The organism is Martinezella dioscoreae, assembly GCF_009176305.1.
Lineage (GTDB): Bacteria > Pseudomonadota > Alphaproteobacteria > Rhizobiales > Rhizobiaceae > Rhizobium > Rhizobium dioscoreae.
Genome location: NZ_BLAJ01000017.1, coordinates 21,882 through 36,392 on the forward strand (window position 1 = coordinate 21,882; position 14,511 = coordinate 36,392).

At 60.2% G+C, this 14,511-nt stretch carries 14 protein-coding genes; 9 read left to right on the forward strand and 5 right to left on the reverse strand.

Annotated features, from left to right (window positions below; all coding sequences use genetic code 11):
• Nucleotides 1–98: 98 nt before the first annotated feature.
• The 4 genes from GDN47_RS29600 to GDN47_RS29615 all read left to right on the forward strand — a co-directional run bounded on the left by GDN47_RS29600 (nt 99) and on the right by GDN47_RS29615 (nt 5,625).
• Nucleotides 99–896 carry a transporter substrate-binding domain-containing protein gene (locus tag GDN47_RS29600; RefSeq protein ID WP_145635992.1) on the forward strand — a complete coding sequence of 266 codons (798 nt, stop codon included), beginning with the start codon at nt 99–101 and terminating at the stop codon, nt 894–896.
• Nucleotides 897–930: 34 nt separating this feature from the next.
• Complete coding sequence (locus tag GDN47_RS29605; protein WP_113352922.1) at nt 931–1,809, forward strand: amino acid ABC transporter permease; 879 nt, start codon at nt 931–933, stop codon at nt 1,807–1,809.
• A 268-nt stretch (nt 1,810–2,077) separates the two neighbouring features.
• Nucleotides 2,078–3,487 (forward strand): 3-isopropylmalate dehydratase large subunit, encoded by a 1,410-nt coding sequence (gene leuC, locus GDN47_RS29610; RefSeq protein ID WP_069614781.1) that lies wholly within the window; start codon nt 2,078–2,080, stop codon nt 3,485–3,487.
• A 257-nt stretch (nt 3,488–3,744) separates the two neighbouring features.
• Entirely contained in the window at nt 3,745–5,625 is a 1,881-nt protein-coding gene (locus GDN47_RS29615; RefSeq protein WP_152094817.1) for an ABC transporter ATP-binding protein, read from the forward strand.
• Nucleotides 5,626–5,764: 139 nt separating this feature from the next.
• Here GDN47_RS29615 and GDN47_RS29620 read toward each other — a convergent pair whose 3' ends face one another.
• On the reverse strand, nt 5,765–6,667 hold the full coding sequence (locus GDN47_RS29620; RefSeq protein WP_145635986.1) for an EamA family transporter: 903 nt from the start codon (nt 6,665–6,667) through the stop codon (nt 5,765–5,767).
• A gap of 81 nt (nt 6,668–6,748) precedes the next feature.
• Here GDN47_RS29620 and GDN47_RS29625 point away from each other — a divergent pair, with 81 nt between their 5' ends.
• A complete protein-coding gene (locus GDN47_RS29625) occupies nt 6,749–7,237 on the forward strand; it encodes a MarR family winged helix-turn-helix transcriptional regulator (RefSeq protein ID WP_113330864.1) in 489 nt (162 codons plus the stop codon).
• Here the strand turns inward: GDN47_RS29625 and GDN47_RS29630 are convergent.
• Nucleotides 7,210–8,139: a LysR family transcriptional regulator gene (locus tag GDN47_RS29630; protein ID WP_145635983.1), complete on the reverse strand. Its 930-nt coding sequence runs from the start codon at nt 8,137–8,139 to the stop codon at nt 7,210–7,212. The genes GDN47_RS29625 and GDN47_RS29630 overlap by 28 nt on opposite strands.
• 137 nt (nt 8,140–8,276) lie before the next feature.
• On the opposite strand from GDN47_RS29630, the gene GDN47_RS29635 reads away from it, so the two are divergent.
• Nucleotides 8,277–9,731, forward strand: coding sequence for an MFS transporter (locus tag GDN47_RS29635; protein WP_233790189.1), 1,455 nt, complete (start codon nt 8,277–8,279; stop codon nt 9,729–9,731).
• A 42-nt stretch (nt 9,732–9,773) separates the two neighbouring features.
• Here GDN47_RS29635 and GDN47_RS29640 read toward each other — a convergent pair whose 3' ends face one another.
• Nucleotides 9,774–10,670 (reverse strand): LysR family transcriptional regulator, encoded by an 897-nt coding sequence (locus GDN47_RS29640; RefSeq protein WP_145635976.1) that lies wholly within the window; start codon nt 10,668–10,670, stop codon nt 9,774–9,776.
• 66 nt (nt 10,671–10,736) lie between these two features.
• Between GDN47_RS29640 and GDN47_RS29645 the strand changes: the two genes are divergently transcribed.
• Nucleotides 10,737–11,396: an NADPH-dependent F420 reductase gene (locus GDN47_RS29645; protein ID WP_267904852.1), complete on the forward strand. Its 660-nt coding sequence runs from the start codon at nt 10,737–10,739 to the stop codon at nt 11,394–11,396.
• Nucleotides 11,397–11,584: 188 nt separating this feature from the next.
• Here the strand turns inward: GDN47_RS29645 and GDN47_RS29650 are convergent, their stop codons facing one another.
• Both GDN47_RS29650 and GDN47_RS29655 read right to left on the reverse strand, forming a co-directional pair.
• Nucleotides 11,585–12,415 (reverse strand): aldo/keto reductase, encoded by an 831-nt coding sequence (locus tag GDN47_RS29650; protein WP_145635969.1) that lies wholly within the window; start codon nt 12,413–12,415, stop codon nt 11,585–11,587.
• 143 nt (nt 12,416–12,558) lie between these two features.
• Entirely contained in the window at nt 12,559–13,107 is a 549-nt protein-coding gene (locus GDN47_RS29655; RefSeq protein WP_145635966.1) for a L,D-transpeptidase family protein, read from the reverse strand.
• 148 nt (nt 13,108–13,255) lie between these two features.
• On the opposite strand from GDN47_RS29655, the gene GDN47_RS29660 reads away from it, so the two are divergent.
• Nucleotides 13,256–13,939 carry a response regulator transcription factor gene (locus tag GDN47_RS29660; protein WP_092717256.1) on the forward strand — a complete coding sequence of 228 codons (684 nt, stop codon included), beginning with the start codon at nt 13,256–13,258 and terminating at the stop codon, nt 13,937–13,939.
• A 7-nt stretch (nt 13,940–13,946) separates the two neighbouring features.
• Nucleotides 13,947–14,402, forward strand: coding sequence for a cyclic nucleotide-binding domain-containing protein (locus GDN47_RS29665; protein WP_145635963.1), 456 nt, complete (start codon nt 13,947–13,949; stop codon nt 14,400–14,402).
• The last annotated feature ends 109 nt before the right edge of the window (nt 14,403–14,511 follow it).

Here is a 14,511-nt window from a genome sequence, read left to right on the forward strand (position 1 = left end):
GAAATCTAAATCCGCGCCAGAATCAAATAAGGAGAGCATGATGTCGTCCGAAAACCGCTGACACTTTTCGGCATCATGCTCTAATCGGGGAGATTTTCATGGCATTCCGTCGTTCGTTCCTTCTGGGCCTTGGCGCCCTCGTGCTTGCACCTTTCGCCGCCTTCGCCGCCGATCTGCCGAACCTGAACGGCAGGACCGTCGTCGTCGTCACAGAGAATGCCTATCCGCCGCTGCAGTTCATCGACCCCAAGACGAACAAGGCGATCGGCTGGGAATATGACGCGATGAACGAGATCGCCAAGCGTCTGAATTTCAAGGTCGAGTACCAGAACACCAGCTGGGACGCGATGATCCAGGCCGTTTCCGAAGGCCAATACAACATCGGCATGACCGGCATCACCATCAAGGAAGACCGCAAGCAGAAGGTCGATTTCTCTGATCCCTATATGCGCTCGCAGCAGTTCATGCTCGTGCGTGGCGACGAGAAGCGCTTCACGGATGCCAAGAGCTTCGCCGCGGTCAAGGAGGCCCTGATCGGCGCGCAGCCGGGCACGACGCCCTTCTACACCGCCGTCTATGAAGTCCTCGACGGCAACGAGCAGAACCCGCGCATCAAGACCTTCGAAACCTTCGGTGCGACAGTGCAGGCACTGAAGACGGGAGACGTCGACATGGTGCTGACCGATGGCACCGCCGGCAAGGGCTATGTCGATGCCTCCAACGGCGGTCTGAAGCTGGTCGGCGGCCCGCTCGGCACCGAGGATTTCGGCTTCATCTTCCAGAAGGGTTCCGATCTCGTCGCCCCGATCAACACCGCCATCGCCAGCCTCAAGGCCGATGGCACGCTCGACGCGCTGAACAAGAAGTGGTTCCTCGACTACAAGATGGGCCAATGAGCTCTGAAGACCGATATATTGGAAGCCCGCTCTGATGGCACCTTTGGCAGGTCCGGGCGGGCACCGCGGCAAGGAAGACTTTCCCTGGTGGCTGGTCGCCCTCGCTATCCTCGGCATCGCCGCCTCATTCGCAATTGCAGCGAACGGCCTCTATGCCCAGATTTTCTCTCTTCTGCTGAATGGCATCGGCGTCACGGTCTTCGTGACGCTGGTCGCCTTTACGCTGGCCATGCTGCTCGGCCTGGCACTGGCGCTGCTCGGCCTTTCCGATTTCCTCGTGCTCAGGCAGATGGCGCGCTTCTATATCGAGATCGTGCGCGGCATCCCGATGCTGGTGCTGCTCTCCTATGTCGCCTTCGTCGGCACGCCGGCCTTCGTCGCTGTCTATAATTTCATCACGTCTCCATTGGCCTCCGCTGGCTGGACGACACCGCTCGTCACCCGCGATGTGCCTTTCGTCTGGCGCACGATCATCGCGCTGACGATTGGCTATTCGTCCTTCATCGCTGAAATCTTTCGCGCCGGCATCCAGGCCGTCGACCAGGGCCAGATCGAAGCGGCAAAAGCGCTAGGCCTCAGCCGCTTCCAGCGCTTCCGGCTCGTCGTCTTCCCCCAGGCGATCCGCGTCATCTTGCCGCCGCTGTCGAACGATTTCATCGCCATGGTGAAGGACAGTTCGCTCGTGTCCGTGCTCGGCGTCGCCGATATCAGTCAGCTCGCCAAGCTCTATTACTCGGCCAATTTCCGCTACTTCGAAACGCTGTCGATCCTCGCCTTCATCTATCTGCTGCTGACGATCGGTCTCTCGCTTTTACTCCGGCAGCTCGAAGCCTGGATGCGCCGCCGCTCCGGCAGCGACCGCTCCGCCTTCCCCCGTCTGGCCGCGGGCCAGCCACCCGGTGCGCAGGTGTGATGGCCAAGGCGACCGTACCGATACTGCCTATCGTCGCCATTGCCGAAGGTTTTGAAAATTGATATGAGCATGGCCATGAGTAAGATCATGAGCAAAGACGGACGTTACGTCACGGCTTTCGTGCTGCAGGACCATAAGCGCCTGCCGGCACGTTTCTTTGCGATGATTTCGGGCGCGCTCAACAGCCGACTTCGCTGATCACACCCGAGGCCGGCGGTCCTGATCCGTCACCCCCCATCTTCGATAATGCCAATATGGATCTGTAGCCATGAGCGCTCCACGCACACTGTACGACAAAATCTGGGACGACCATCTGGTCGACGCCCAAGACGACGGCACCTGTCTTCTCTATATCGACCGTCATCTCGTTCACGAGGTGACGTCGCCGCAGGCTTTCGAAGGTCTGCGCATGTCCGGCCGCAAGGTTCACGCGCCGCAGAAGACGCTGGCCGTCGTCGACCATAACGTGCCAACCTCGCCGGATCGCCACCTCGGCATCAAGAACGAGGAAAGCCGCATCCAGGTCGAACAGCTCGCCAAGAATGCCGCTGAATTCGGCGTGGAATACTACTCCGAAAACGACAAGCGTCAGGGCATCGTCCACATCATTGGCCCCGAGCAAGGCTTCACCTTGCCCGGCATGACCATCGTCTGCGGCGACAGCCACACCTCGACCCACGGCGCCTTCGGCTCGCTCGCCCATGGTATCGGCACCTCCGAGGTCGAGCATGTGCTCGCCACGCAGACGCTGATCCAGAAGAAGGCCAAGAACATGCTGGTGCAGGTCGACGGCCAGCTGCCGCCGGGCGTCACCGCCAAGGACATTATCCTCGCCATCATCGGTGAAATCGGCACCGCAGGCGGCACCGGCTACGTCATCGAATATGCCGGCGAAGCCATCCGCTCGCTGTCGATGGAAGGCCGCATGACCATCTGCAACATGTCGATCGAAGGCGGCGCCCGCGCCGGCCTGATCGCTCCGGACGAGGTCACCTTCGAATATATCAAGGGCAAGCCGCGCGCGCCGAAGGGCGAGGCGCTGGAGCAGGCAATCGCCTACTGGAAGACGCTGAAGTCGGATGAGGGCGCACATTACGACCGCATCGTCAAGCTTGATGCCGCCAACCTGCCGCCGATCGTTTCCTGGGGCTCCTCTCCGGAGGACGTCATCTCTATTCAGGGTATTGTTCCGAACCCGGATGAGATCCAGGACGAAACCAAGCGCGCTTCCAAGTGGCGTGCGCTCGACTATATGGGCCTGAAGCCGGGCACGCCGATGACCGAGATCAACATCGATCGCGTCTTCATCGGCTCGTGCACCAATGGACGCATCGAAGACCTGCGCGCCGTTGCCAAAGTCGTCGAAGGCAAGACGGTGGCTTCGACCGTCGACGCCATGATCGTTCCGGGCTCCGGCCTCGTGAAGGAACAGGCGGAAGCTGAAGGTCTCGACAAGATCTTCAAGGCTGCCGGCTTCGATTGGCGCGAGCCTGGCTGTTCCATGTGCCTCGCCATGAACGACGACCGCTTGAAGCCGGGCGAGCGCTGCGCTTCGACCTCGAACCGCAACTTCGAAGGCCGCCAGGGCTTCAAGGGCCGCACGCATCTGGTTTCGCCGGCTATGGCCGCCGCCGCCGCGATCGCCGGCCACTTCGTCGATATCCGCGAGTGGAAATGATCTGCTTCGATTGATTGACTGCAAAAGGCGGCCTCAGAGCCGCCTTTTTTCTCTGCTGTGAAAATTCTCCCACCTGAGCCGTCTATCTCGGAATTCAGCGACAGCTCTTAGCCGTACCGCCTCAGGCCCGGTTTTCGCGACACCCGCTCGTCTTATATTTCTGAAATTTCTATTTGAGATTGCAGCCGGAAGATGATTTTATGCGGCCCGTCTGACTCATTCCCCGCGCTCCTCCCGATTTTTGATCCGAGAGGCCCATGTCGATTTCAGATAAGATCTACCGCCCTTTCGAAAGGTTGATCCGGCCGCTCGACATCCCCTACCGGCCACTGCCTCCCTCGGGGCCACTGGCCGTTCTTCTTCACTTCATCCTCATGTTTCGCGGCATTCTGATCACGCTCGCCCTCTGCACCATGGCGATTGAAGTCATGAGCCTGACCATCGTTTGGGGCCTGTCCGTCATTGTTGATGGTGTCACGCAGCAGGGTGCTGCCGCTTTCCTGCATAACGACCGGATGCTGCTGATCTTCCTTGGGCTGATGCTTTTCCCCTGCATCCCGATTGGCTCTTTCCTCGTCAATACGTTGAACTCGCATACGCTTGGGATCGGCATGCCGGCCGCCATTCAATGGCAGGGCCACAGGGCGGTGGAGCGGCAGGATCTCGCCTTCTTCCACGATCTCTATGCCGGCCAGGTCGCCTCGCGCCTGCAGCAGGTAGCCTCAGCCGTCCAGCAGCAGGTCGTTTCGGCCTTCCAGTCCATTCCGCGCTTTATCATGCAGATGGTCGGCTCCGTCATCCTTCTGGGCGCGCTCTCCTGGCAGCTTGCCCTTCCGTCCATCATCTGGATCACGCTCAACGTGCTTCTCGCCGTCAGGCTGGCACCTGTCTTCACTGAGCGCTCACGCCGCTCGGCCAAGCGTCGCAGCCTGATTTCCGGCGCGATTACCGATCTCTACGCCAATATGCAAATGGTCAAGCAATTCGCCGCGGAAGACAGCGAGGCCGGCGCCATCAGAGGCATAATCGGCAAGGCTATCGAAGCTCAGCAGAGCGAACAACGCATCTACCGTACCGCTGAGGTCATCGTCGTCGTTCTCAACATGATGCACTGGCTGGCTATCCTGTCGATCGGCTTTACCGGGCTCGTGGATGGCTTCGTCACGATCGGCGAATTCACCGCCGCCGTTTATGTTCTCAACCGCCTCTCCGGTCACACATTTACTTTCCTGCAGATGGGCCAGCAGATCTTCCAGGCGATCGGCACGATCAAGGACGCCATGCCAGTCATGACGACGCCGCCCACCATTACCGACGGGCCGGACGCGCGGGATCTTGTCGTCCCGAACGGCGAAATCCGCTTCGAGAATGTTCGTTTCGCCTACAAATCTGGCAAGCCCGTCATCAATGACCTTTCGCTGACGGTGCGGCCGGGCGAAAAGGTCGGCCTCGTCGGCCTCTCAGGCGCGGGTAAGACGACGCTCGCCAACCTGCTCCTGCGCTTCTACGATATTAAGGACGGCGCGATCTTGATCGACGGGCAGGATATCCGCGCCATCACGCAGACAAGTCTTCGCCGCGCGATAGGCGTCATCGCGCAGGATGTCGCGCTGCTGCATCGCTCGGTCGGCGACAATATCCGCTACGGACGGCCGGAGGCGACCAAGGACGAAATTGAGGAGGTCGCGAAAATGGCTAGCGCCGATGCCTTCATTCCCGATCTCGCAGATAGCGAAGGCCGCAAGGGCTATGACGCCTTCGTCGGCGACCGCGGCGTCAAGCTTTCCGGCGGCCAGCGCCAGCGCGTGGCCATCGCCCGCGCCCTGTTGAAAGACGCACCGATCCTGGTGCTGGATGAGGCAACCTCGGCGCTGGACAGCGAATCCGAAGCCGCCATCCAGGATAAGCTCAATTTGGTGATGGAGGGCAAGACGGTGATTGCCATCGCTCATCGCCTTTCAACCATTGCCAAGATGGACCGCATAGTCGTGCTTGATCACGGGCGCATCGTGGAAGAAGGCAGGCCCGAGGAACTGGCCGAACAGAATGGCCTGTTTGCCCGCCTGTGGAAACGCCAGACTGGCGGCTTCATTCCTGAAGACATCAACGAACTTCTGCCGACATCGTCTACCATCTGATATCAGAAGTCCGGAGGCAACTGCTGCCTCAAGCATGTCGCGCAAAATACGAAGCGGTTTGCGATAACGACATGCGCAAAATCACGAGCCCAAGCGCGGCAAGCGAATCTGAAAGATCGCCACGCGCCTTAGCAGCCTTCTATCCTCTCGGCGCGGTTGCTGGGTGCCTGGCGGGTGCTGATTTTTTGGTGGATGGGGCCTGCTGCGCCCGCTGGCTCAGCCAGACGCTGCCGAGCACGATGACGATGCCGAACATCTGCATCGTGCTCAGCTGCTGGCCGAGCACGACCCACCCCAGGATCACCGCCGTTGTCGGACTGAGGAAGCCGAGCGGCGAGACCATCGAAGGCTCGAGCCGCGAGAGACCCCGAAACCAGAGAATATAGGTGAGTGCTGCGCCGATCAGCCCGAGATAGGCGAAGCCGAGAATGTTGGCGCCGGTCAGATGCGGCAGCGGTGGCTCAAGCAGCAGCGCCACCGGCAGCAACAGCATGCCGCCGGCCGTCAGCTGCCATGCCGTAAAGGTCAGCGGCGAGACATCGGGCCGCCAGCGGCGGCTGAGCACGGTTCCCGCCGCCATGGAGAAGGCACCGGCAATACCCGCAGCGATGCCGATCGGATCGAGCGTCGCATTCGGCGTCAGAATCAGCAGTGCGACACCGCCGATGCCGGCAATGGCGGCAACAATCGAAAGGCCGCGGATGGGCGATCCCAGCAGCAAGCGCGCCAGCACGATGACGATCAGCGGCTGGACTGCACCGACCGTCGCTGCCACACCACCGGGCAGGCGATAGGCCGAAATGAACAGCAGCCACCAAAAGACGGAGAAGTTCAGTGCGCCGAGGGCCAGCGTTTTCAACCACCAGATCCCGCGCGGCAGCCGCCGCACGATCACAAGCAGCAGCAGCCCGGCCGGCAGGGCGCGCAGCATCGCGACCGTGAGGGGATAGCCCGCCGGCAGCAGTTGCGTCGTTACCAGATAGGTGCTGCCCCAGATCGCCGGCGCGATGGCGGTCAGCAACAGGTCGAGATTGCGGTTCATGATCTTGGCCTCAATTTATCTCGACCTCAAGATAACCTGAAATACCTTGACGTCAAGATAAATTCATGGCGAAGTTCCGGCATGGATCGCATCGACAAAATTCTCGCCCAGTGGCGCCGCGAACGACCGGATCTCGACACCACGGCCATGGGCCTGTTCGGGCGCTTGCGCAATCTCGCGCTCCATCTCTCGCGCGAGATGGAGAAGACCTTCGGCCGCTTCGGCCTGAACTCGGCAAATTTCGACATGCTGGCGACCCTGCGTCGCTCGGGCGAGCCTTATACTCTCTCCCCCAGCGACCTTATGGAGACGATGATGGTCTCGTCGGGCACGATGACCAATCGCATCGATCAGCTGGAGAGGGCCGGCCTCGTCGCTCGCAGCCAGAACCCAGATGATGGCCGCAGCTTCCTGATATCTCTGACGCCGAAAGGCTTCGAGCTTATCGATGCGGCGGTGACGGCGCATGTCGAAACACAGAAACGCCTGATCTCCACCCTTTCCGAAGGCGAACGCATGGCTCTTGACCGCCTGCTGCGCAATTATTTAGCCGACTTCGAATCTGATTGATCGCTCCGACGCGATCCGGCGCAGACGTCGCGAATGCAGCCCCTCAGCCAGCGGTGCGCCGGGTCCGCATCCATGCGCGGATGCCAGAGCAGCGAGATCGTCACATCGGATGTCGGCATCGGCAGCGCGAAACTATGCATGCCGACACGCAGATTGCCCGTATAGCGCTCCGGCACACTGACGATCAGGTCGGAGGCGCGCGCCAAGGCCAGCGCCGCCGAGAAGCTGCCGACAATCGTTGCGATCTGCCGCGCCAGCCCCAGTTTCTCCAGCACCTCGTCGATCTGACCCTTCTGCAGGCCACGCCGCGAAACGAGAATATGCCGGCCGGCGGCATAACGCTCCGGGGTGATCTCCCCCTCGCTCAAGGGATGCCCGCTTCGGACCACGCCGATGAAGCGATCATGAAACAGCGCCTGCGTCCTGAGCTCCGGACCGGTATCGTCTCCCACCACGCCGGTCTCGAAATCGATCGTGCCGTCGCGCAGAGGCATGCTGTCCTTGTCCAGCTTCTGAGTGAAGTAGAGCCGAACGCCAGGCGCCTGCTCGGCAATGCGTGCGATCAGTTCGGCGCCGAAATTCTCCACGAAGCCTTCGCGGGTGCGCAACGTGAAGATTCGAGCAAGCTGCTTCAGATCGAGGCTTTCGGCGGGCCGCAAGGTCGCTTCCGCCTCCTGAACAAGATGACCGACGCGCTCGCGTAGCTCCAGCGCCCGCGGTGTTGGCACCAGTCCGCGCCCAGCCCTGACCAACAATGGATCGCCCGTCGTCTCGCGCAGCCGCGCCAGCTGCCTACTCATGGCGGACGGGCTCAATCGCAATCGCCGGGCGGCGCGCGCGACGCTGCCCTCGGCAAGCAGGACATTGAGAGTGGCGAGCAGGTTGAGATCAGGCGTGGACATGATGCGACCATAACATGGTTTTCTTGATGCATAGCGTCAAATGCACTGATCAAGTGCAAATGCTGCGTATTCCGCCATATCATGCCGAGAGCTACCTTTCTGCCGGAAGTTTTATTACGTCACTAGAAATGGAGCTCATGTTGCAGCCAATCATTGAAGATCCGGACAAAGCCGGCCACACAAAGTCCACATCCTGCATCCGCTGGGCCCTTACCAGCCTATCGCTGTCCATGCTGATGCCTTCGCTCGATACCAGCATTGCCAATGTCGGGTTGCCAACGCTCGCCCAGGCATTCGGCGCCTCCTTTCAGCAGGTGCAGTGGATCGTGCTTGCCTATCTGCTTGCCATCTCCACGCTGATCGTCAGCGTCGGACGGCTGGGTGACATTTTCGGCAGGCGGCGCCTGCTGCTGATCGGTATCAGCCTTTTCACCCTCGCCTCGCTCTTCTGCGGCATTGCGCCGACACTCTGGCTATTGCTCGCCGCCAGAGGTCTGCAAGGTCTCGGCGCCGCCATGATGATGGCGCTCACTGTCGCGATGGTCGGTGAAACCGTGCCGAAAGAGCGCACAGGCAGCGCCATGGGCCTGCTCGGCACAATGTCTGCGATCGGCACTACGCTCGGCCCGTCGCTCGGTGGCATCTTGATCGCCAGCCTCGGCTGGGAAACCATCTTCCTTGTCAACGTGCCGCTCGGGATCGTGAATTTCCTGCTCGCTGCGCTTTTCCTGCCAACTGAGCGGCAAAACAGCAAAAGAGCTCAGGGACGCCCGGACGAAATCGGCACTTTTCTGCTGGCTCTGACGCTGGCTGCCTATGCGCTGGCAATGACGATCGGGCATGGAAGCTTTGGCGCTTTGAATATCGGCCTGCTGTTGGCCGCAGCTTCAGGCATCGCCCTGTTTGCCTTCACCGAAACGAAGGTAAAGTCGCCGCTGCTGCGCCTTTCTATGTTCCGCGATCCTAAGCTCAGCACGGGTCTTGTCATGAGCACCCTCGTTTCCACCGTCATCATGACGACGCTGGTGGTCGGGCCTTTCTATCTCTCCCGCGCTCTCGGCTTCGATGCGGCCCAGGTCGGCGCCATCATGTCCGTCGGCCCGCTGGTGTCAGCGCTGACGGGAGTGCCGGCCGGTCGCATCGTCGATCGCTTCGGCGGCCACCGCATGACTATGACAGGTCTTGTGGGCATGATCATCGGCCTGGTCCTGATGGCAGCACTGCAAGGCAGATTCGGAGCCGCTGGCTATATCGGGCCGCTGGTCATCATCACCTCCAGCTACGCGATGTTTCAGGCATCCAACAACACCGCGATCATGAAGGGCATAGGCTCCGAGCAACGCGGCGTCGTTTCAGGCATGCTGAGCCTGTCGCGAAACCTCGGGCTGATAACGGGCGCGTCTGTCATGGGCGCCATCTTCACACTAGGATCGGGAACGAGCGATATTATCACAGCACGCCCGGAGGCCATTGCAACAGGCATGCAGATCACCTTTGTGGTCGGCGCCCTGCTGATCGTCGCGACGCTGGCCATCGCCGTCACAGGCATGGCACGTTCAAGGCGTGGCGCCCTTGCGCAAGAGGTCTCGTGAGAATGAGCCGAGAGGATGGCGGAGGATAATCCCGCCATCCGGTCACACCGGTCCGTGGCCGCCGAATTGCGCCGAAACGAAATCGAGAAAGCTGCGGAGCTTCGGCGTGATGCGGCGATCCGGCGCATAGAGAACATGCAGCTGGCGCGTCGGCACGCTGTACCCGGGCAAAAGCGGCACCAGTGCTCCGGTTTCCAGGCTCGACTGAATGAGTTCGGACGACTGCAGAACGATACCGAGCCCTGCCAGCGCGGCTTTCAGCAGCGCCTCACCATTGTCGATCATCAGCCGGCCGGAAATCGGAACGCTCACATTCCCCTGTGGTCCTTCAAAATCCCAATGAGTCCTCAACATTGTATGCGAGAAGATCAGGCACTCATGATTTCGGAGATCGTTCGGTGTGGAGGGGGTGCCGTGGGCGCGCAGATAGCTCGGCGCAGCACAGATCACCAGGCGATAAGGCCCTAGACGGCGGGCGATCAATCCGCTGTCAGCGAGCTCACCGATTCGAAAGACCGCGTCATAGCCCTCGTCGATTAGATCCACCATGCGGTTCGTCAGCGACAGATCGATAGAAACTTCCGGATTCGCACTCAGATATTTCGGAAGCACCGGCGCGAGCGCATGGATACCGAAGGTGACCGGGGCATTGACCCTCAGCTTGCCGCGCGGCACGGCCCGGGTTTCCGCCGCCAACGCCTCCGCTGCCTCGACTTCTGCCAGAATATTGCGCGAGCGCTCGTAAAACTGGCTGCCGACCTCCGTCAGGTGCTGACGGCGCGTGGTGCGGTGGAGAAGCCGAACACCAAGATGTTGTTCGAGAAATTGTACATGTTTGCCGACAAGCTGCGGCGACATGTTCAAGGCCTCTGCCGCGGCGCTGAACGAGCCGAGCTCGACTGCCTTGACGAAGATGCTCATGCCGGACAAACGATCCATTAGAAACAATCCATTTCAAGTATCGATATATCTAGATCATTTATCTGAATATGGATATAATTTTATGTGTTTGTCAGTCACAACAAGGAGCTGACGAACATGAAAATCGCTGTCATTGGTACCGGAAATATGGGGGCGGGACTGGCTCGTCTGCTGACCCAAGCAGGGTCTGACGTGGTCATTGGCCATCGCGATCCCGCAAAGGCAGCAGCCTTTGCCGCCGAACTGGGCGCTGGCGTCGAAGCGGGCGGAGTTGCCGCCGCTATCAAGCTTGCCGATATCGTCATACTGGCGCTGCCCTATAGCGTTATCGCGGAAACGCTGAAGGAAGCCGGAAATCTCAAGGGCAAGGTGCTGATCGATATCAGCAATCCCGTCACCGCAGATTTCAGCGGCCTCGTCGTCGGGCACTCGAGTTCGGCCGCCGAAGAAATCCAGGCGCTTGCGCCCGAGGCGACGGTGGTGAAGGCTTTTAATACAATTTTCGCACCGCTGCTGCCCGCCGAAGGACGTAACGGCAAGGTGCTGCAGGTCCTCATTGCCGGAGACGACGAGAAGGCCAAGCGCGCCGTATCCAGCCTCGTCAAATCCATCGGCTTCGAGCCGGTCGACGCGGGTCCGCTCCGCAATGCCCGTTTCATCGAACCGATCGGCGAGATGAACATCCACTTCGGCTTCTTCCTCGGCAAAGGTCCGACGGTGGCACCGGCCTGGGTCCAGCTCTGACGGCACTCAGGACTCTAAAGCGCGTCGCGCGATCTTTCAGAGTCGTTTCCCACGCTTTAGGTCTTTGATTTTGTGCATGTCGTTGTCGCAAAACCGCCGCGCACTTTTGCGCGACATGCTTTAGGATGAAAAAAGGGCTCGGAGCCTTCACTCCGAGCCCCTTTGCATAAGCGGATCGCAACCTGCGATCAGAAACTCGCCGTCAGCGGGTCCGGGCCGATGCGGCCACTGGCCGAATCGAGCTTGGCCATCTCGGCCAGGTCTTCGCCGTCGAGCTTGAAATCGAAAACCTTGAAGTTCTCCTCGATGCGGCTCGGCGTCACCGATTTCGGGATGACGATCAGGCCGTTGTCGATATGCCAGCGGATGATGATCTGCGCTGGCGTGCGGCCATGTTTGGCGGCGACCTTGCCGATGGCGGCGTTGGTGAGAAGCTTGCCCTGGCCGAGCGGGCTCCAGGATTCTGTCTTGATGCCGAGCTTGTCGTGAACGGCACGCAGTTCCTTCTGCTGGAAGGTGGGATGCAGCTCGATCTGATTCAGCACAGGCGTCACGCCGGTCTCGCCGATGATACGTTCGAGATGCGCGGCGGCAAAATTGGAAACGCCGATCGAACGGGCGCGGCCTTCTTCCTTCAGGCGCACGAAAGCCTTCCAGGTGTCGAGGTAACGGTTGCGGTGCGGCGACGGCCAATGGATCAGGTAGAGATCGACATAATCGGTGCCGAGCCGCTTCAGGCTTTCGTCGAAGGCCTTCAGCGTGGAATCGAAGCCCTGCGCCTCGTTCCAGAGCTTGGTTGTGAGATAGATATCCTCACGGGCGACGCCGGACTGGCGCATGCCTTCGCCGACCCCATCCTCGTTGGCATAGATGGCTGCGGTATCGACATGGCGATAGCCGGCTTTCAAAGCCGTGCTGACGGCCATCGGCGCAACATTCTCCGGCGTTTGCCAGACGCCGAGGCCGACCTGCGGAATGGAATGGCCGTCATTGAACGTGATTGTCGGTTGCGTGGTCACGATAAGTCTCCAAAGGATGATAAGTGGGTGGAGTGAAGGCGTGATTTAAATTCTGAAAGGAAAGGGCCGGCCTGGTCCGCACAGGCGACCGGTCGAAATCCCATATAGTGGAGAATATCGGGATGTTAACCCCGGGCGACCTTTCAGACAACCCGGACCGTCATACCTCTTCGCAATGATGGCAGGATGCGCTTCATGTCGCGCAGGCTGACCGCGATGCACCCGGCCGTCGGCTCATATCCCGGCCTGATCAGGTGAAAGAAGATCGCCGAGCCGCGGTTGCGCCTGCGAGAGCTCACATTCCAGTCGAGCACCAGGCAGACGTCGTAGAGGCCGTCGCCTCGCCGCAATTCCTCATGGCTCGGCCCGAAGGGAGCCTTCACCAGCCTGTTGTAGTTGGGATCGCCGGGCTGGTCGCACCAGAGCATATCCTCCCGGATATGCCGCATCGGCAGCGCCGTCCGCAAAAAGCGGACCCGATCGCCGCGCGTGAAGCCGTGAAGCAACTTCATATCCGCAATTGGCGTCGCGCCGTCGCCCTCTCGCTTCAATATGCTGCGCCCGGATCTGCCGATCGCCGCCGGTACCGTCATGCTCCCCACCTGTACCAGCGCCCGCGTTTTCTTACCCGGCGCAGGACGCACGACGATTGTCGAAGCGGTCCGCCCTGCCCCCGCCCTTGTCTTTTGCATTTTCCTCACATGTTTTTGCTTTGCGCGTGATTTCATTTGAAATCATAGCAGTTTCAACCAAACGACCAAGCCTGAGCCGCGTCGCGACTTGCTAAAAATGCAATTTGGCGTAGGACTTAAGTGGGATTAGAACGAGGACCCGAACGGCATGACCGCACGCACCATTCTCCTGGTGGACGATGATAACGACCTGCGTGAAATGTTGGTCGAGCAATTATCGCTTTACGAGGAATTCAACGTCCTGCAGGAGGCGACCGCCGGAAAAGGCGTGCAGACCGCGCGCACCGTACCCGTCGATCTCCTCATCATGGATGTCGGCCTGCCCGATATGGATGGCCGCGAAGCCGTGAAGCTGCTGCGCAAGAACGGCTTCAAGGCGCCGATCATCATGCTGACGGGGCATGACACGGATTCCGACACTATCCTCGGGCTTGAAGCCGGCGCCAACGACTATGTGACGAAGCCCTTCCGCTTCGCCGTCCTGCTCGCCCGCATCCGCGCACAATTGCGCCAGCACGAGCAGAGCGAGGATGCGACCTTCACGGTGGGACGCTACCTCTTCAAGCCAAGCCAGAAGCTGCTCACCACGGAAGACGGACAAAAGATCCGGCTCACCGAAAAGGAAGCCGCCATTATCCGGTATCTCTATCGCGCCGACCAGAAGGTCGTGACCCGCGATATCCTTCTCGAAGAGGTCTGGGGCTACAATTCCGGCGTGACCACCCATACGCTCGAAACCCACGTCTACCGCCTTCGCCAGAAGATCGAGCGCGATCCCTCCAACGCCGAAATCCTTGTCACGGAAAACGGCGGCTACAAGATCATTCCATAGGCGATCGATGGCGCTGAACGACGATATCCGACTGCTGTCGCAACTGCCGCTGTTTCACGGCATGGGCGATGAGCCGTTGCGGCTGATCGCCTTCGGCGCCGACCGCCGCCATGTGAATGAGGGCCAGACGCTGTTCCGGGAAAAATCGCCCGCTGAATGCGCCTATGTCATCACGCGCGGCAGTTTCGAGCTCAGCACCATCGATGCAAACGGCCAGACACAGGTGGAAGCGGTGGTCCAGGCAGGCACCATGCTTTCGGAACTGGCGATGGTGACCTTGGTAGAGCGGAAATACACGGCCGTTGCCGCCGAAGAATCCGACGTGATCCGCATCACCCGCGCCCTCTTTCACCGCTTGATCGAGGAATATCCAGACGCCGGCCTGCTGATCCAGAACCGTATCCGCGAAAACTTCGCCGCCCTTGCCAGGCAGGCAGCCGCAATGCTCGGCCGCTTCTCCTGACAGCAATTCCAGGAAAAGTATGAAGCGGCTTTCCGTCCGGAATTGCGTAAATACAAAAGGATAGAGCGTTTTCGCGATTCAAAGAAAAGCGCAAACGCTCTAGCAAGTT